Annotated in this window: 16 protein-coding genes, 1 pseudogene and 1 riboswitch; of the genes and pseudogenes, 6 read left to right on the top strand and 11 right to left on the bottom strand. The window is 46.5% G+C overall.

Going from position 1 to position 17,464, the window contains the following annotated elements; genetic code table 11:
• Positions 1-108: 108 nt before the first annotated feature.
• Complete coding sequence (gene hppD / locus ACYVB1_RS08505; protein WP_460922799.1) at positions 109-1,203, bottom strand: 4-hydroxyphenylpyruvate dioxygenase; 1,095 nt, start codon at positions 1,201-1,203, stop codon at positions 109-111.
• Between the two features lie 145 nt (positions 1,204-1,348).
• Here hppD and ACYVB1_RS08500 point away from each other — a divergent pair, with 145 nt between their 5' ends.
• From ACYVB1_RS08500 to ACYVB1_RS08490, 3 genes are all read left to right on the top strand, one after another.
• Entirely contained in the window at positions 1,349-1,747 is a 399-nt protein-coding gene (locus tag ACYVB1_RS08500) for a hypothetical protein (RefSeq protein WP_460922797.1), read from the top strand.
• A 231-nt stretch (positions 1,748-1,978) separates the two neighbouring features.
• A complete protein-coding gene (locus ACYVB1_RS08495; protein WP_460922794.1) occupies positions 1,979-2,344 on the top strand; it encodes a methylglyoxal synthase in 366 nt (121 codons plus the stop codon).
• Between the two features lie 296 nt (positions 2,345-2,640).
• Positions 2,641-3,387, top strand: a complete 747-nt coding sequence (locus tag ACYVB1_RS08490; RefSeq protein WP_460922791.1) for an EF-hand domain-containing protein — start codon at positions 2,641-2,643, stop codon at positions 3,385-3,387.
• Between the two features lie 123 nt (positions 3,388-3,510).
• On the opposite strand, the gene trpS is transcribed toward ACYVB1_RS08490, so the two are convergent.
• The 7 genes from trpS to ACYVB1_RS08455 form a co-directional block, all read right to left on the bottom strand.
• On the bottom strand, positions 3,511-4,485 hold the full coding sequence (gene trpS, locus ACYVB1_RS08485) for a tryptophan--tRNA ligase (protein WP_460922788.1): 975 nt from the start codon (positions 4,483-4,485) through the stop codon (positions 3,511-3,513).
• Between the two features lie 84 nt (positions 4,486-4,569).
• Entirely contained in the window at positions 4,570-5,145 is a 576-nt protein-coding gene (locus ACYVB1_RS08480; RefSeq protein ID WP_460922785.1) for a copper resistance protein NlpE, read from the bottom strand.
• Positions 5,146-5,533: 388 nt separating this feature from the next.
• The gene (locus ACYVB1_RS08475; protein ID WP_460922782.1) at positions 5,534-6,442 is read right to left on the bottom strand and encodes an EamA family transporter; all 909 of its coding nucleotides are present in this window, start codon (positions 6,440-6,442) and stop codon (positions 5,534-5,536) included.
• A 233-nt stretch (positions 6,443-6,675) separates the two neighbouring features.
• Complete coding sequence (locus tag ACYVB1_RS08470; protein ID WP_460922779.1) at positions 6,676-7,467, bottom strand: queuosine precursor transporter; 792 nt, start codon at positions 7,465-7,467, stop codon at positions 6,676-6,678.
• A gap of 170 nt (positions 7,468-7,637) precedes the next feature.
• Positions 7,638-8,555, bottom strand: a complete 918-nt coding sequence (locus ACYVB1_RS08465; protein ID WP_460922777.1) for a ribonuclease Z — start codon at positions 8,553-8,555, stop codon at positions 7,638-7,640.
• A 14-nt stretch (positions 8,556-8,569) separates the two neighbouring features.
• The gene (locus tag ACYVB1_RS08460; protein ID WP_115567158.1) at positions 8,570-8,947 is read right to left on the bottom strand and encodes an STAS domain-containing protein; all 378 of its coding nucleotides are present in this window, start codon (positions 8,945-8,947) and stop codon (positions 8,570-8,572) included.
• A gap of 54 nt (positions 8,948-9,001) precedes the next feature.
• Positions 9,002-9,949 (bottom strand): phosphoribosylaminoimidazolesuccinocarboxamide synthase, encoded by a 948-nt coding sequence (locus tag ACYVB1_RS08455; protein WP_460922772.1) that lies wholly within the window; start codon positions 9,947-9,949, stop codon positions 9,002-9,004.
• A gap of 462 nt (positions 9,950-10,411) precedes the next feature.
• Positions 10,412-10,519: riboswitch (SAM riboswitch) on the top strand.
• A gap of 269 nt (positions 10,520-10,788) precedes the next feature.
• Between ACYVB1_RS08455 and ACYVB1_RS08450 the strand changes: the two genes are divergently transcribed.
• From ACYVB1_RS08450 to ACYVB1_RS08440, 3 genes are all read left to right on the top strand, one after another.
• On the top strand, positions 10,789-12,117 hold the full coding sequence (locus ACYVB1_RS08450; protein WP_460922769.1) for an O-acetylhomoserine aminocarboxypropyltransferase/cysteine synthase family protein: 1,329 nt from the start codon (positions 10,789-10,791) through the stop codon (positions 12,115-12,117).
• Between the two features lie 8 nt (positions 12,118-12,125).
• Positions 12,126-13,187 carry a homoserine O-acetyltransferase MetX gene (metX, locus tag ACYVB1_RS08445; protein WP_460922767.1) on the top strand — a complete coding sequence of 354 codons (1,062 nt, stop codon included), beginning with the start codon at positions 12,126-12,128 and terminating at the stop codon, positions 13,185-13,187.
• Between the two features lie 313 nt (positions 13,188-13,500).
• Positions 13,501-14,169 (top strand): S8 family serine peptidase, encoded by a 669-nt coding sequence (locus tag ACYVB1_RS08440; RefSeq protein ID WP_460922764.1) that lies wholly within the window; start codon positions 13,501-13,503, stop codon positions 14,167-14,169.
• Positions 14,170-14,296: 127 nt separating this feature from the next.
• Here ACYVB1_RS08440 and lysA read toward each other — a convergent pair whose 3' ends face one another.
• The 3 genes and pseudogenes from lysA to ACYVB1_RS08425 all read right to left on the bottom strand — a co-directional run.
• The gene (gene lysA, locus ACYVB1_RS08435) at positions 14,297-15,439 is read right to left on the bottom strand and encodes a diaminopimelate decarboxylase (protein WP_460922761.1); all 1,143 of its coding nucleotides are present in this window, start codon (positions 15,437-15,439) and stop codon (positions 14,297-14,299) included.
• The gene (locus tag ACYVB1_RS08430; RefSeq protein WP_460922758.1) at positions 15,432-16,763 is read right to left on the bottom strand and encodes an aspartate kinase; all 1,332 of its coding nucleotides are present in this window, start codon (positions 16,761-16,763) and stop codon (positions 15,432-15,434) included. Before ACYVB1_RS08430 ends, lysA begins: the two co-directional genes overlap by 8 nt.
• A 608-nt stretch (positions 16,764-17,371) precedes the next feature.
• A pseudogene (locus ACYVB1_RS08425) lies at positions 17,372-17,464 on the bottom strand (IS1 family transposase); the annotation flags it as partial.

Below are 17,464 nucleotides of genomic sequence, written 5' to 3'. Positions count from 1 at the left end.
CCAGCCCTTTTTGCACCTGAAGCACGTTCAAAAGAACTGGTGTGATGTATATGAATATCAAAATAAAGCAATTTAATTCAATCTACCGGCATTTACCTTGTTTTCCTGTCAAAGGTTGCCCCTAAGTTCCTGTTCCCGTTCAATCGCTTCAAACAACGCCTTGAAGTTTCCTTTTCCGAAAGATTTGGCTCCTTTACGCTGTATGATTTCATAAAAAACGGTAGGCCGGTCTTCTACCGGCTTTGTGAAAATCTGCAACAGGTAACCTTCCTCATCACGGTCTACAAGAATGTTCAGTGCCTTCAGTGCCTCCATCTCCTCATCAATCTGGCCCACTCTTTCAAACAAGTCCTCGTAGTAGGTTTCCGGGACATACAGGAATTCCACACCCCTTCGGCGCAGCTCTGCTACCGTATGCAGAATGTCATCGGTCGCAATAGCAATGTGCTGTACACCGGCTCCTCGGTAAAACTCCAGGTACTCGTCAATCTGGGATTTTTTCTTTCCCTTTGCCGGTTCATTTATCGGGAACTTCACGTAGCCGTTGCCATTGGATACCACTTTTGACATGAGGGCGGTGTACTCTGTGCTGATGTCTTTGTCGTCAAACGTAATGAGCAGCTGGAAGCCCATCACTTTTTCATAAAACTCGACCCACTCGTTCATGCGGCCTAGCTCCACATTGCCTACGCAGTGATCTACGTACTTCAGACCCAGCGGCTCCACCTCCAGCTCTGTAGACTTGGCTCTATAGCCCGGCATAAAAGGACCGCTGTAGTTTCTGCGTTCTACAAAAGTATGAATGGTCTCTCCATAGGTATGGATGGCGGCAATTTTAACCTCGCCATGCTCGTCCTGCAGTGTCTGAGGCTCTATAGCAGGCTTTGCACCACGCGCCACCGTGTCATAAAAAGACTTCTCTGCATCATCCACCCACAGGGCAAGCACCTTTACACCATCGCCGTGCTGCTGCACATGCCTGGAAATATCAGAGTCAGGAAGAAGGGAAGTAGTGAGTACGAAGCGTACTTTATCCTGCACCAGCACATAGGAGGCGCGGTCGCGGATGCCTGTTTCCGGTCCGGCATAGGCTACCAGTTTAAAGCCGAAGGCGGTCTGGTAAAAATGGGCCGCCTGTTTGGCATTGCCCACATAAAACTCGATGTGATCGGTGCCGTTCAGGGGCAGGATGTCTGTAGCCATAGTTTTATCAGGATTAGCAGGTGTCTTATTGTAAAAATACACCTTTTATGGATTTATCAAAATCTGAACCGCACCGGGTTAAATTATCATCTGATTACTTGCAATTGCTACGGCATGTTTCCAACTTTGTAAAAAACACGATCACATGAATGTAAATGCTTTAAACGATTCTATCGTTGCGATCCTGGAAAAGAAGCAAGAGCTGAATAACATGGATTATAACGATGAGCGCTACGATGATATTGAAGAGGAGCTGCACGACCTGGAGGATGACTTCAATGAAGAGTATGGCGATTACCTTGAGGATGTGCTGGAAGATGTACATGGTAAATTGAAATCAGACGCCGATATTCTTTTACCTACTGCTTACCTGGCAAGTACCCTGGATCCGGATGCTGCCCTGGAGGAAGATGAGAAAGAAGGTGTTTGGGTAGAGTCAGACTCTTTTCCGGGGGTGGAGATGCGCCTGGTGATTGTAGCCAACCCGCCACGTATACTGCTGATACTGGCAGACCAGGAGCGCGTACTCTGGAAGGCAGAGTAAGCTGCTAAGATAAAGTGCAGCCGCTTCGCTAGCAAAAGACAACTTTTTTCAACCGCACGATTCATCTGTTTTCAGCCATGGATCGTGCGGTTTTTTATTATGAATTTTAAGTTAAGTCTCCTGCCTTAAGTCTTGTTACTTCTGTCGCTTTACTTATCTTCGCTTTGTTTACCTGATTAGCTTATACTTCAGGAGCTGAAGTACATATACTGAAACATATAATCTATCACCATGACAACAATTGCTTTAGTAGCACATAACAACAAGAAAACAGACCTGCTAAACTGGGTGAAAGAGAACCAGAAAGCACTGGAGGGCCATACCCTCATTGGCACCACCAACACGTCAAAGCTTATAAACGACCTGCTGGATTTGAATGTACAGCCCTTTGGTCATGGCCCAAGTGGGGGAGACATCCTGTTGGCGGCACGTATCCTGCAGGGAGAGGTGCACAAAATCATCTTCTTCATCGACGTTGAAACACCGCATGGACATGAGCATGATATACAGACACTCATCCGTACTGCCGTGCTTAACAACATTCCAATTGCATTGAACCGTGCCTCCGCCGACCTTATCATCATGGAGCGGGATTAGCAAGCTGCAATTTCCTTACAGGATTTTTAACTGATGCACTCACCGAAGCATAAGCAGAGGCGGGTGCTTTTTTTGTGCGCTTCAAGGATTGTACAGAAAACAAATTGTGCAGTAAAAAAGAAGTAAATAAACTTTATTTTAGAGTATACAGCTGTTTTTACTGATTTTATACTAGGTTATACTAATTAGAAAATAGCATTCGCTTTTCTTTACAGCTATGTGTAGTCTTGTGGTAGTGCTGTGTCGTAAAATATTAGGTATAAGGCATTAAGCATTTTATTTAAACAGACAAGACTATGAAAACGAACAAATTAAATTTACAGAAATTAATAGGTACAGGTTTATGTTTTGCTTTACTCACAGGCTCTGTTGCCTGTACTACCGACAACGCAGACACAACTGAAGGGGAAGTAGTAACAACAGAAACTGAGACTACTGAAACGGATACCTGGGATAACAACCGTTTCAACTCCACTTTCGCTTCCAACAACAGGTTTACGGAGTGGGACGAGGACGATGACAACATGCTGAATGAAGATGAGTTTAACCGGAGCATGTACAGTACTTGGGACACAAACAATGACAACAACATAGACCAGAATGAGTGGGACACAGCATCCAGGGATTATGGCATGACAGGTCAGAACTATACCGACATGGACGCAAACCGTGACAATAACTTGGATGAGAACGAGTTCCGCACAGGTATGGCCAACAATACTGACAATAACTTCTATCGAAACTGGGACAGAAACCAGGATAATATGATTGATCAGCAGGAGTATTCTGAAGGTGTTTACGGGCAGTGGAACAATGGTGGCACAGGCACTATGTCAGGTACCGAAATGAATGATCGCTATAACCGTTACTATGGTGGCACAACCACTGGTACCACAACCGGAACCACAACAGGCACCACCACAGGTACTACCGGAACTACTACAGGTACTACCGGAACTACTACAGGTACTACCGGAACCACAACAGGTACTGGCACCACAACAGGCGGAACTACCGCTGGCGGTGGTACTACTGGCAGATAAGTATTTATTTTATAACTTAATTGCGGAGGAGGGTGAGCAGAAAGTTTAATTCCTTTTCCATAAAAACAGAAAGGGGGCATCTGAAAAATAAGATGCCCCCTTTCTGTTTTATGGATTAACTCCTTAGTAGCCCAGCTTCTGGCGGACCCGCTGTAGCACAGGGCCAGCTATTGCCTTGGCTTTCTCGGCACCTTCATGCAATTTCTTGTCGATTTCGGGCAGGTTATTCATGTAATAGCTGAACAGTTCACGCTCTTTCGCATACTTCTGCGTGATAAGTTCATACAGTGCCTGCTTGGCATGGCCGTAACCGTATCCTCCCGCCTCATAATTCTGGCGCATTCTTTCAATTTCTTCCGGCGTAGCCAGTAAGCTGTAGAGTTTGAATACAGTGTCGTTTTCGGTATCCTTTGGGTCTTCCAGTGGTGTGCTGTCTGTGATAATACTCATGATGGTTTTTCGAAGCGGCTTGTCAGCTTCAAAAATATCAATGATGTTGCCGTACGATTTGCTCATTTTCTCACCATTCAGGCCCGGCACCGTCATCACCGTCTCGTCTATCCTGGCTTCCGGTAGTACAAATGTCTCCCCATATACATGGTTAAAAGCGCTGGCGATGTCGCGGGTGATTTCCAGGTGCTGTATCTGGTCTTTTCCTACCGGAACAAGGTTTGCGTCATATAACAGGATGTCCGCAGCCATCAGAACAGGGTATGTAAACAAACCGGCATTTACATCAGAAAGCCCTCTTCTGTTCGATTTATCTTTAAAAGAGTGTGCATTGGCCAGCATAGGGAACGGTGCAAAGCAGTTCAGGTACCATGCCAGCTCTGTTACCATCGGCACATCGGACTGACGGTAAAAGATATGTTTGTCTGTGTCGAAGCCGAAGGCAAGCCAGGCTGCCGCCACAGCGTATGTATTTTGCCGCAGTACCTCCGCATCGCGGATAGTAGTCAGCGAGTGCATGTCAGCAATAAAGTAAAGCGATTCTTCGTCAGAGGCTTTCGATAGCTCCACAGCAGGAATGATAGCGCCCAGCAGGTTGCCTAAGTGTGGACGGCCTGTGCTCTGGATTCCCGTAAGATAACGTGCCATATGTAGGTGTGTAATTGTTCTGGCTGCAAATTACGCGAAAAAAGACGAAAATAGCCCAGCCATTTTACAAGCGAGTACCTGGCACTACTGCCTCTTCAGTACATCGTTTTGCTGGCCCTTCAGTTCTGTTTGCTGCCGGTCGAGCAGTTTTACCTCCGTCTCACTTACCTGCAGGAAGTACATCGGGTCTATCTTGCCTGATATTGGGATAAGTTGCAGCACCACCGCATCAGGGTTTTGCTTGTTACCTTTGGCCAGGAACCATTTGCCCGAACTCGTTACAACGCTTTTGTCAGCTGGTTTTCCCAAAAAAGTCTGTTTCAGGGTGAACGAGCGGCCGGAACCACTGGCGTCACTATTCAGTTCAAGTTCGGTATTGATTCCCTGGCAATCGTTGCAGGGGAGGGTGCCGGTAAAGACTCCTGCTGGCGCTGCCATAGCGGGCGCAGCTGCCTTTGTCTCAGCTTTATTTACAGACTTTTCGGCTGCCTTAGCTGGTGCTTTGGCCTTTGTGGTCTTAGCCGCGGGCTTTGTGGCTGTTTTGCTTCCCTTTTTCAAGGAACTCCGCCATTCCTCATAGCTTGTAACTGTCTGTGCCTTTACTTGTTGCTGGCTTAGTGCCACTGAAAACAGGACTAATAGCGCAAAAATTGTTTTCATGGATCGCTGTATAGGTTTAATGTAATAAGTCTTGCCTTTAGCAATTTTAATCCTCATCATGTTTGTGGGTACTGGTTACGGGACACAAGTTTTAACGCAAAACGGTGCAATAACCAACCCTCTGCATCATTAACTAAAGTACGTTAAGAATATTGTGCTATAAAACGCCAGCGAGCGACCTGCCGTTCCTGTTAATTGATGACACACATGTAAATTTCCTTGAATTTTGTGCCCAGAGTGTTACTTCTGGTTGTTGATATCAGAGCAATTGGACTGGAGCAGACAGGAACAAAAAAAGGTCAGGCTTTTACACGAAGGTGCCAGCCCAACCAGTTTTCAATCAACCATTTTGTCCAGAGCATAAATCAGCTCCTTTATAAAGATATCGTTATGCTAACGATACTTCTTTGTTTCTTTTTTTGCGAAGCGAGTTTAAATTAGAAAGCACGATGGCCAGCAGAATAAGGGCAACTCCAATCCACTGAATGGTCCATACTTCCTCATGCAGTATAATGCTCGACATGAGTACTGCTACCGGAAGTTCGGCAGCACTCAGGATGGCTCCAAGTCCCAGGCCTGTGTCGGGCAGGCCATAAGCATAAAAGAGGGGAGGGATAACTGTGCCAAACAAGGCTAACACAACTCCCCATTTAAACAGCCCGCTTGCCAAGGCGCCATTGGTTAAAAACACGGGCGGGAAAACAGTGAAAATAAGTATACAGGCACCGGTCAGGATAAGGGCACTTTTGGTAGCAGGGTGTAATTGGTTTCCTACGGCACCGTTTATCATCAGGAAAATACTGTAGCAAAAAGCAGCCAGCAGTCCGTAACCAATGCCCGTCAGGTCAAAATCAGGTAAATCGCCCGAGAACAAGCGTCCTGCCAGAGCAGTACCTATCAGTATCAGGATAACAGTACCTACCTGTGCCAGTGTTGGCAACTTACGTTTCATGATGGCCTCTATCACAAGGCTCATCCAGGTGAACTGCATCAGGAGCAGGATGGCAATAGAGGCGGGCACTGTTTGCACAGACTTGTAGTAGAAAATACTTACAAGGCCTGTGCTGGTACCCATCACCACTAACTTGGCTTTTTCCCTGAACGATGTGCTGTTGCTCTTGCTGTGGAACAGCTTTCGCAACAACACAACAGTCCAAAGAACAATCAACCCAAATAATACCTGGGTGCCCGTTACATCACCCAAGGTAAAGCCTTCTTTATATGCTAATTTTACGAACGTGGATAGTACACCAAAACTACACGCGCCAAGAAAAACCAAAACGATTCCTCTGAACATGAACGTCTCCCTCAAAAAATAAAACCCGGAAAAATTGGAAACAGAAGAGGCTGCCGCCTCTGGTTAATGAGAAGCGCGCACTCTTACAGGTCGTGGAGAACGTAGCCTGTGATAAAGATTTGTGTATGTGCTAAATGGTGTGGCATTTTCTTTTGCAAGGCTGCAAATGTAAGCACAGAAGCCCTTTATATGCAAACAAGACCTGTGTTTTTAATCAGTTTAATCAGGAAATACTATTCAGCCTGCGCCTCTTCCATCAATCGCTCTGCTTCTTTCTCTCCTAAATAGCTGTCTATGAGGTAATGGGCCACGTAGAGGAGGGGGGTGAGCAGGATGGCTACTGCAAACTTATAGATGTAATTGATAGTGGCAACAGACAGAACCTGCTCCATGGGCCAGTTACCAAAGAGAAAGAAAGCCACAAACAGCACCACAAAACTGTCTATGAGTTGCGACACAAGCGTGGATCCGGTTGCACGCAGCCAGATTCTTTTGCTGCCCGTGAACCTGCGTAGCCAATGGAAAACCGTAGCATCCAGGAACTGCGACAGCAGGAAAGCAACCACAGAACCAATGATAATCCCCAGTCCCTGGCGGTACACGCTGTTAAAAGCTACATGGATGTTGAAAGGATTGCCCTGTGCGTCGGTACTGTTTACGTCCAGCCAGAACGGAGCCGGTGGCAGACCAGTTACAATAGTGATAACGAGGAAAGCGTACAGAATAAGCAGCACCGTCAGAATACTGATTTTCTTCACACCTGCTTTGCCGAAATACTCATTTATGATATCAGTGGTGATGAACACAACGGGCCAGATAATGACGCCCGCTGTCAGGTTGAAATCAAGCCTGGCTCCACCCAATACAGGTATCTGTGCGCCCGGCAAACCGAAAAGCGCTTCTCCTGAAAAAATCTTCACCCCAATCAGCTCTGCCAGCATGGCATTGGAAATAAAGATGCCGCTAAGCACCAGGAAGAGGTGGGTGCGTCTTTTTTGTTGCGTAGCCGTGGCTGGTTTCTCCATTATTAAGAGCCTGTAGATTTTTGTGCTTTGAGCTGCAAATTTGCACTTTTAGAACCTGATTATCCACATGCTCGGTCGCTTTTGTTCAGAAAGCTTGTATAGATGCCTGTGCGTACAGCAAAAAAAGTGCTGCCGAACAGTGAAAATACTGAAGCGAAAAGGTTCTGGTTCTACTCCCGGATACAGAAGATGCTTCCTTCTACAGCCAGGTCAGCCTGCGGGAATATTTCCTGAGCCTCTGTGAGCAGTGGCGTGAGGTCTTTGTAGCGCACAGAAAAGTGGCCCAGTAGCAGGCGACGCACCTGAGCGGCGGCGGCTAGTTCGGCAGCCTGCCGGGCAGTGCTGTGGAAAGTATAATTTGCGCGCTCACGCAGCTCGTCGGTGAAAGTGGCTTCGTGGTAGAGCAGGTCCACGTGGCGGAGGTAGGGGAGTAGTTCCGGCTTATAGCGGCTGTCGGAACAGTAAGCATAGCTGCGGCTCCGCTTTGGCTCCAGCGTTACGTCTTTGTTATACACCAGCACGTTTCCCTGCTCGTCTGTTACGTCTTCGCCCCACTTCAAGCCTACGAGTTGCGGGGGAGTCAGAAAAGCGGGTAGCTTCTCTTTTATCAGCGGACGCGCCTTCTGCTTTTCACGAAACAGAAAGCCAGAGCAGGGCACACGGTGCTCCATAGGCAGGGTGTGCACCGTAATCTGCTTATTTTCAAAAATCTTTTTATGGCAGGTCGTATCCAGTTCATTAAAAATGAGTGGGAAGCACAGGTTAGTGCCGGAATACCTGAACTGTAAGCTTAAAATTTCGATGAGGCCAGGAGGGCCGAAGAGGTATAATGGCGTGTGGCGACCCTGCAGATGCATGGTTGAGAGGAGGCCTGCCAATCCAAAATAATGATCGCCATGGAGGTGGCTGATATAGATATTGCAGATGCGCTGATGCTTTATCTTGTACTGCATCAGCTGCATCTGCGTTCCTTCACCGCAATCAATCAGGTGGTACTGATTGTCTATGGTAAGTACCTGTGCGGTATGGTGTCTGTTTGCCGATGGTGTGGCCGACGAACTGCCCAGTATCCTGAGTTCGAAATTCACAACCGGCGGTATACTTAGTCTTCTTTGTTAGTCAGGTCCTGCTCAATCTCGTGCAGAAACACACGGTCGATAGCTTCTTCTACAGTAGGCAGAATATTCAGCACCGACTCTAACTTAGAAATGGTGATTAATTTCATAACATGATCCTGCAAGCCAGTCAGAATCAAAAGACCGCTGGATGAGTTGCAAAGGCGGTTTGCAATAAGGATAGAGCTTAAGCCTGAAGAATCAGTGTATTTCACATTGCTCAGGTCAAGAATCAGGTTGGTGATGCCTTCAGCGTTCAACTTCACGAACTCAGACTTCAGGTCCGGTGCTATTGAAGTGTCCAGCTTCTTCTCATCTATCGTGATAATTGTATAGTTTTCTTTCTTATCAATCGTGTACTTCATAGATCTACCAGTAAGGATTTAAATGCGAATGTACCAAAATCTACTTTAATTTACTTAATTTTTGGTGTTAAAATTATTGTTTCCAATGTGCTGCTCAATGCGCGATAGCACCTGATCATAGCTGTTCTTCTCAAATTTCTGGCCAGTAAATACCTCATACAGCTCGATGTAGCGCTCTGAGATGCCCTGTACCACCTCATCTGTCATTTCAGGCACAGATTGACCTTCTTTCCCCTGAAAGCCGTTTTCAATGAGCCACTGCCGTACAAATTCTTTGGAGAGTTGCCGCTGTGGCTGTCCCTGCTTTTGCCGCTCTTCGTAGCCTTCGCTGTAGAAGTAGCGGGAGGAGTCAGGGGTATGGATTTCATCAATCAGGTATACCTCTCCGTTGTATTTGCCAAACTCATATTTTGTATCAACCAGAATAAGGCCCTGTTGTTTGGCCAGTTCGGTGCCACGTGCAAAAAGTGCGCGCGTATATTGCTCTAAGATAAGGTAATCCTGCTCTAATACAAGGCTTTGCCTTAAAATTTCTTCTCTTGAAATATCTTCATCGTGGCCTTCGTCGGCTTTGGTGGTTGGCGTGATAATTGGCTCTGGCAGCTTGTCGTTTTCGCGCAAACCCTCCGGCAGTGCCACACCGCACAATACCCGTTTTCCTGCTTTGTACTCGCGCCAGGCATGTCCGGCCAAGTATCCCCTGATGACCATTTCTACCTTAAAAGGCTCGCATTTGTAGCCAATGGTTACATTCGGGTCTGGCGTCGAAAGCACCCAGTTAGGTACAATATCGGCCGTGGCTTTCAGGTTCAGGCTCGCAATCTGGTTCAGTACTTGCCCTTTAAAAGGAATAGCCCTGGGCAGCACCACATCAAAAGCAGAAATGCGATCGGTGGCTACAATGGCCAGTTTGTCTTTGAAATAGTAGACATCGCGGACTTTGCCTCTGTAAAAGCCGGTTTGGCCGGCAAAGGAGAAGTTAGTTTCTTTTATGGCCTCCATTTATTTGGTGTCGTTATAGGCGAGCAAAGTTAACTATATTTTGTCCGTCCGGAAATAATTCTGAATGATGTTGCCAGGCGTTTGATAATAAAAATATATATACTTACAGATTTTGTATTATACTGTGATAACAGGCTGAGGTTTTATATTATCTAACCGATAAGTTGTATGTTATGCTGAACATGTGGTTTTAGTAAGGCTCTTTGCCTTTGCCTTCAGCTGTTGCCATTCAGAATAGCACTGCTGAGGAGAATAGTGAATGCAGCAGGGGGGCAGTCATATCAGTAAGCTGCTAATCGTTTTAATTGTACTGGAAGGTAAAGCAACGAAAAATACATCCTGCCGTAGGAAATGACAGAAGTTGAAGGGCGGTTCAAAAACTAAAAAACTATATTTTTATTTGGATTTGCTTTTTTAGCGCTTTATTATTGCAATATCAAGTCAATTATCCCTTCGGGATTTGATTTATAAAGAAGAGTGGAGAGACAGGCTCTGTGAAGCTCTAGCAACCTAACTACCGAGGTTAAGGTGCTAATTCCTGATTCCGGAACATCCGGAAGAATATAAATTGATACGAACATGAAAAAGGGAGTCAATTCAGCACAGTACGTTTCATTATTTTCGACGGCAACGGCAGTTTTGTCACGTCAACGCATTTTAGCTCAGGCTACAGAACATTTGCGCGCGCCCATGTGCGCCATGCGTTGCTGTTGTTGTTAAGCTTACCTCCTGTCTTACAGCATCCGGCACAGACATATCGCCTCTGTTGCACAACTTGCTTCATACGCTTCCAAAGAGTTTCATCTACCAATCTTCTCAAAACCTTAACCTAAACAGCCATGTCAGATACACTACACTTCGAAACACTACAGCTACATGCAGGCCAGGAAATTGACCCGACCACACAGTCTCGTGCTGTGCCTGTTTACCAGACTACTTCTTACGCCTTTAAAAATGCAGAGCACGGTGCCAACCTGTTTGCTTTAAAAGAATTCGGGAATATTTATACCCGTATCATGAATCCGACAACGGATGTGTTTGAAAAGCGCATAGCGGCCCTGGAAGGTGGTGTGGCAGCGGTGGCAGTGGCATCTGGGCAGGCAGCACAATTTATAGCCTTAAGCAACATTCTGGAGGCCGGTGATAACTTTGTGTCTACAAATTTCCTGTATGGTGGCACTTATAATCAGTTTAAGGTGTCGTTTAAGCGGTTGGGTGTAGAAACTCGCTTTGCGGAGAATGATGAGGTGGAAAGCTATGAGAAGCTGATTGATGAGAAGACGAAGGCTATTTATTTAGAGACAATCGGTAACCCGCGTTTCAATGTCCCGGATTTCGAGGCAATTGCTGCGCTGGCCCGCAAATATGATATTCCGCTGGTGGTGGATAACACCTTTGGAGCAGGCGGTTACCTGTTCCGACCGCTCGAGCACGGAGCCAATGTGGTGGTGGAGTCTGCCACTAAATGGATTGGCGGCCATGGTACCAGCATTGGCGGTGTGATTGTGGATGGCGGTAACTTTAACTGGGGCAACGGCAAGTTTCCGCAGTTCTCTGAACCGTCGGAAGGCTACCATGGCATGAAGTTCTGGGAAGTGTTTGGCGCTGACGGGCCGTTTGGCAATATTGCTTTTGCCATACGTGCCCGGGTAGAAGGCCTGCGTGACTTTGGTCCTGCGCTTAGCCCCTTCAACTCTTTCCTGTTGCTGCAGGGCCTCGAGACCCTTTCGCTGCGCCTGGACAGGACTGTACAGAATGCACTGGAACTGGCAACCTGGCTGGAGCAGCATGAGCAGGTAGAGGCAGTGAATTACCCCGGGCTGGAAAGCAGCAAATACCATGCACTGGCCAGGAAATACCTGAAGCGCGGTTTTGGAGGTGTGCTTTCCTTTAAATTAAAAGGGGGAGACAGGCAGCAGGCGGAAACGTTTGTAAACAGCCTGGAACTGGTAAGCCATTTAGCTAATGTGGGTGATGCGAAAACACTTATCATTCACCCGGCTTCCACCACGCACCAACAGCTCTCTGATGCCGAACAACTCAATGCTGGTGTTGAGCCAACGCTGCTGCGTGTGTCGGTAGGCATTGAGCACATTGATGATATTAAAGCTGATTTTAAGCAGGCTTTTGCTAAAGTTAAAGAGGCACAACCAGAGCCTACATTATAATTACGAATATGCCAACACATCACGTTTTTGAATATAAAGATACTTTCACGCTGGAGTCAGGCGCAACATTGCCTGGCTTCCAGCTTGCCTATTCTACCTTTGGCACACTAAACGCACAGCGCAGTAATGTAGTGTGGGTATGCCATGCCCTGACCGGTAGCTCCGACTTTACCGACTGGTGGTGTGACCTCTTTGGTGAGGGTAAGCTGTATGACCCACGCGACTGGTTTGTTATATGTGCCAACACCCTGGGAGGGTGTTATGGTTCTACTGGTCCCTTCAGTATAAACCCTGCCACACAGCAACCCTACTACCATGCTTTTCCGCAACTGACAAACCGTGATGTGGTAACTGCTTTTGATTTGCTGCGGCAGGATTTGGGGCTGGAGCATATACATTCTTTATTAGGAGCCTCTTTAGGAGGGCAGCAGGCACTGGAATGGGCGCTGCTAAAGCCCGATACTTTTGAGCGGCTAATCCACGTGGCCTCCAATGCACGCCACTCTCCCTGGGGTATTGCTTTCAATGAAACACAGCGTATGGCCATTCGCCAGGACCCTACCTGGGCAACAGACACAGAAACGGCCGGACTCGAAGGTATGAAAACAGCCCGGGCCATAGCCATGCTTTCGTACCGGCATTATAATACCTATGCGGCTACGCAACAGGAGCCAGGTAACAGCATCACAGACAATTTCCGGGCTTCCAGCTATCAGGTGCACCAGGGCCAGAAACTGGCGCAACGTTTTAATGCTTACACCTACTGGCTGCTGTCTAAGGCAATGGATTCCCACCACGTGGGCCGTGACAGGGGAGGACTGGAGAGAGCGCTGGCGCAGCTGAAGGCACGTAGCCTCTTTGTGGGTGTGAATTCAGACCTGCTGTTTCCGGTGGAGGAGCAGCGTTACCTTCATGAGCATGTCAGGAATTCCTCCTTTTACCTGATTGAGTCAGATTATGGACATGATGGATTTCTGGTAGAGTTTCCGCAACTGACAGAGGCAATCACCAACTTCTATGAAGAAGAAGAGAGGTTAGAGGAACTTAGCTATGAACGGGAAGAGCGGTAAGTTTCCTGGTGTATGCGGCCAAGGCTTGTATGGCAGCAGCAACTATGTATATAGGAATATTTATATAGGTGTTGCCTGAAAAACCGAGCATGAACTGCATCTTAGAAGTCTCATTGACTGCACCCAAAATAGTATTTCTTAACAACAAACGTCCTTATATATCTTGCTTATCAGTATAATGCAAATGTTAGATTGAATTATAGTTAGCATACTGCCCCGGTTAAGAAATATTTATATTAGTAAAGTTTTTTTTAGCTTTAAACTACGTTTGGCCGTACAATAATTATATGATGGCGATATAATTTTTACGGACATGAAAAGAACCATAATTCCTGTTTTAACATACTTCACTCTACTCTTAGCATTTACTTCCTGCAGGCAAGACGGACCTGCCCCCATTCGTAATATCAAAGCCGGGCCTAACCTCTTGAAGGCCCAGGCAAGTCAATCCTTCACAAACTATACCTACTTTACAGACCAACAGCAGAAGACGCTAGGGAATGTATATACAAAAGAGGTGCTGGTTTCATTTGTAGAGGGACTGTCTGTAGAGCAGGAGCAGCAAACATTAGAGCAGTACGGCTTTGTTGAAAGCAGAACAGAACAGGTGGCAACAGACGCAACCTTACTCCATAGTGTGGCTTTGGTAGACGGTTTAAACTGTAACCAGGTAGAGCAGGCTTTACAGGAACTGGCAAAAGACCCTAACATTAGTTATGCTGCGCCTTACTTTCGTGATGGCAACAGTTTGGTTGGTGTAAGCAATCAGGTGGTTGTTACGCTGGAAAAAGGAGAAACGGGAGCCCTCCAGAGACTTGCCAAAGAGTATAATGCAGAAGTGTTGAAATCTGTTGATGAAGATACTTATCTGCTGAAAGTAGATGATACGTCCAAAGGCAATGCCTTAGCCTTTGCAAACTACCTGCATGGTCAGAAAGGGATTGCGCAGGCAGAACCTGACTTTGTTGTATCGCCGAACTAGTTCAGGCTGTACAAAAAAAGCATTCCGGTAATATTTATTGGTTTAGTGTGCGAATAACTGCAAAATAAAACCCGGCTTCTCTGCAGAGAAGCCGGGTTTTATTTTGCAGTTATTCGATTTATATTACCTACAGGTAAACTGCTTTTGCCTTGTTGCGCAGGTTATAGGCCGATGCCATTACCTCACCGTAAGCCCCGGCTGTCCGGATAGCAATCAGGTCCCCCCGCTTGGTTTCAGGTAGCATAACAGCCTTACCAAAGCAGTCGGAAGACTCGCAAATTGGACCCACAACATCGTATCGCGTTTCCTCTTTTTCGCTTGTCAGGTTCTCTATCTTGTGGTAAGACTGGTACAGGGCCGGGCGTATCAGTTCGGTCATGCCCGCATCCAGAATGGCAAAGTTTGTGTTCTGGCCATTCTTAATATACAGCACTTTTGAGATAAGCGTACCACATTGTGCCACCAGTGCGCGGCCAAGCTCAAAATGCACTTCCTGCCCTGGACGCGGCTCCAGAAACTGGTTGAAAAGCCCGAAGTAAGCTTCAAAGTCAGGAATTGGTTGCTGCTCCGGATGGTAGTAGTCCACGCCTAGTCCTCCGCCCACATTAAGGTGCTGCAGCCGGATGTTGTGCGACAGGAACCACTCCTGGAACTCATTCACGCGTGTGCACAGATTCTTGAACACCGTCAGGTCCGTAATCTGGGAGCCGATGTGGAAGTGAATGCCGATCAGCTCGATGTGCTTCAGGTTTTGCAGCTGCTCCAGCACACCCTCTAGTTCCCACGCATTGATGCCAAACTTGTTTTCTTCCAGGCCAGTGGTGATATACTTGTGCGTGTTAGCGTTTACGTTCGGGTTAATGCGCAGCGCTATGCGTGCCACACGTCCTTTCTTCTCAGCCAGTTCGTTCAGCACCTCCAGCTCATGGCTCGATTCGCAGTTAAAGCAGAAGATGTCCTGGTCCAGCGCGTAGTTTATCTCTTCATCAGATTTACCAACGCCGGCAAACACGACATCCTTGGGTGCAAAGCCGTTTTCGATGGCCGCTCTCACTTCGTTGCCGCTCACGCAGTCGGCACCAAAGCCGTGTTTGCGCATTTCATTAAGCACAGGTGCATTAGCATTCGCCTTCATGGCATAATGCACATGGTAATTGTATTTATCAGCCTCCTGCTTTGCAGCTTGCAGCGTCTGGCGCAGCAGGTTTAAATTATAGGCATAGAAAGGAGTGGCATGTTGTTGTAACTCCTCCAGGTTCAGGTTAAGCATTCGGTGTATTTCTCTCAAAAATTCCTTCGTTCAGTTTTGTCAGGGCAGCCACTTTTTCTCTGGTGTCTACCAGCAGACTGATGTTGTTCTTGCTTCCGCCATAGGATATCATGCGCACCGGAATCTCTTCCAGCGATTCAAATATCTTGAAGGCAGAGCCACTGCGTGTCGAGATAAAGTCGCCTACCACGCAAATGATAGTCTGCTCTTTATCTACTTCCACCTGACCAAACGCCTCCAGTTCAGAAATAATTTCTTTCAGCGCCTTGTCATTGTCAATTGTTAAGGACACAGCCACTTCTGATGTTGTGATCATGTCGATTGGTGTTTTGTAGCGTTCAAACACTTCAAACACGCTGCGCAGGAAGCCGTAAGCAAGCAGCATGCGCCCTGACTTTATCTTAATGGCGGTGATGCCATCCTTTGCGGCTACGGCTTTAATGCTGCCTCCCTTGCTCTGAGCAGAAATAGTAGTACCCTGTGCCTCCGGTTCCATGGTGTTGAGCAGGCGCACTGGTATGTTCTTTTGCTTGGCAGGCGTAACACTGCTTGGGTGTAGAATTTTAGCACCGAAATAGGCCAACTCTGCCGCTTCATCAAAAGATAGTTCCGCAATAGGATAGGTGTTCTTTACAATGCGCGGGTCGTTGTTGTGCATGCCGCTGATGTCTGTCCAGATCTGGATTTCCTCGGCATCTGCAGCAGCACCTATCAGGGAAGCAGAGTAGTCAGAGCCACCACGCTTCAGGTTGTCGATTTCGCCAAAGGCATTGCGGCAGATATAACCTTGCGTAATGAAAAGCTTCGCATCCGGGTACTGCGCCAGTTCTGCCTTCAGTTGCTTCGCGATATACGGGGCATCCGGCTCTTCGTGCTCATCAATTTTCATGAAGTTAAGGGCCGGCAGCAGTACAGACGGAATACCGTTCTCTTCCAGGAAGAACTGGAACAGTGCTGTGGAAAGCAGTTCGCCCTGCGCCAGCACCGCACGCTCCTCATGAATCGTGAACAAATCCTGTGTAAAGGCACGGAGGTAGTCAAAGTGTGTGGTGAGCAGCTCGTTTGCCTGTTTCTTTTTATCAGCGGAGGTGTAGAGTTCCTCTACCACCTGTTTATATTTATCGTGCAGCGCATCAATCAGCGCGTTCGCTTCCTGGTTCTTATTCTGGTACAGCGTTTCCGCTATTTGTACCAACGCATTTGTGGTGCCCGACATGGCAGACAACACCACAATTCTAGGCTCATCGCTTTGGATGAGCGAGGCAACCGCCCTCATTCTCTCAGCAGACCCTACGGAGGTACCACCGAATTTCAGAATTCTCATTTATGTATTTGAAAAATGAAAGATTGTTATAAACCAAAATTAGCAAAAAAGCAGCGGAACTAAAGGGTTTTAAAAATTAGAGCCAATGAAAATCGAATAAAGTTTTTTTACATACGCATGGCTCTAAGAAAATTAATGCTGCTCTGATGTAATCCTGTGCATAATATAAGTTTCATGTCCAATATTTTGCTGAAGTCGAGGAATACTCATTTGCATATATTAGATTGCTTGACATGCTCTTGAAAAACTATGATTAACTTAGCTATGTGATATCATTAATGAGTTAACGTGCTTCAAATTCGGGTGTCTTCTCGCTCAAGCTAATTGAACTGTAATTTTTCCTGCCCGCTGAAATCAAGCGTAACAGCGGAAAAGCTTTTTATTCATTCTATCGAAAGATTATTTGTTGATTATTGAAAAAAAACAAAAAAATATCAGGATTTTTTTGTGTATGCAATATGAATAAATCACTTTGTTTATTTTCATGTTATATACTGGTAAAAAGTGGCTTTTTACATAAGATATACTTGAGGCTGAATAAAAATGCTAGTAGAATGTTTATTTTGGCTGTGTTTTGTCTGTTTTGGAATTTAATATTTGGTTGTGGTCTAGAATGTATGATGGTTTCGGTAATAGAATATTAGCTTCATGGCGTTGTAGTGATTCTGCTCTTTTTTAGAGAAGCAGGCTGTTTTTCTGAC

Source organism: Pontibacter brevis (assembly GCF_054779655.1).
Note: the sequence above shows the minus strand (reverse complement) of the source record. Positions and strands in the feature narration are given on the sequence as shown.

What these genes read in the sequence shown, in the direction of transcription:
- hppD (WP_460922799.1), bottom strand. Translation starts at nt 1,203, where the DNA reads ATGGCTACAGACATCCTGCCCCTGAACGGCACCGATCACATCGAGTTT.
- ACYVB1_RS08500 (WP_460922797.1), top strand. Translation starts at nt 1,349, where the DNA reads ATGAATGTAAATGCTTTAAACGATTCTATCGTTGCGATCCTGGAAAAG.
- ACYVB1_RS08495 (WP_460922794.1), top strand. Translation starts at nt 1,979, where the DNA reads ATGACAACAATTGCTTTAGTAGCACATAACAACAAGAAAACAGACCTG.
- ACYVB1_RS08490 (WP_460922791.1), top strand. Translation starts at nt 2,641, where the DNA reads ATGAAAACGAACAAATTAAATTTACAGAAATTAATAGGTACAGGTTTA.
- trpS (WP_460922788.1), bottom strand. Translation starts at nt 4,485, where the DNA reads ATGGCACGTTATCTTACGGGAATCCAGAGCACAGGCCGTCCACACTTA.
- ACYVB1_RS08480 (WP_460922785.1), bottom strand. Translation starts at nt 5,145, where the DNA reads ATGAAAACAATTTTTGCGCTATTAGTCCTGTTTTCAGTGGCACTAAGC.
- ACYVB1_RS08475 (WP_460922782.1), bottom strand. Translation starts at nt 6,442, where the DNA reads ATGTTCAGAGGAATCGTTTTGGTTTTTCTTGGCGCGTGTAGTTTTGGT.
- ACYVB1_RS08470 (WP_460922779.1), bottom strand. Translation starts at nt 7,467, where the DNA reads ATGGAGAAACCAGCCACGGCTACGCAACAAAAAAGACGCACCCACCTC.
- ACYVB1_RS08460 (WP_115567158.1), bottom strand. Translation starts at nt 8,947, where the DNA reads ATGAAGTACACGATTGATAAGAAAGAAAACTATACAATTATCACGATA.
- ACYVB1_RS08455 (WP_460922772.1), bottom strand. Translation starts at nt 9,949, where the DNA reads ATGGAGGCCATAAAAGAAACTAACTTCTCCTTTGCCGGCCAAACCGGC.
- ACYVB1_RS08450 (WP_460922769.1), top strand. Translation starts at nt 10,789, where the DNA reads ATGTCAGATACACTACACTTCGAAACACTACAGCTACATGCAGGCCAG.
- metX (WP_460922767.1), top strand. Translation starts at nt 12,126, where the DNA reads ATGCCAACACATCACGTTTTTGAATATAAAGATACTTTCACGCTGGAG.
- ACYVB1_RS08440 (WP_460922764.1), top strand. Translation starts at nt 13,501, where the DNA reads ATGAAAAGAACCATAATTCCTGTTTTAACATACTTCACTCTACTCTTA.
- lysA (WP_460922761.1), bottom strand. Translation starts at nt 15,439, where the DNA reads ATGCTTAACCTGAACCTGGAGGAGTTACAACAACATGCCACTCCTTTC.
- ACYVB1_RS08430 (WP_460922758.1), bottom strand. Translation starts at nt 16,763, where the DNA reads ATGAGAATTCTGAAATTCGGTGGTACCTCCGTAGGGTCTGCTGAGAGA.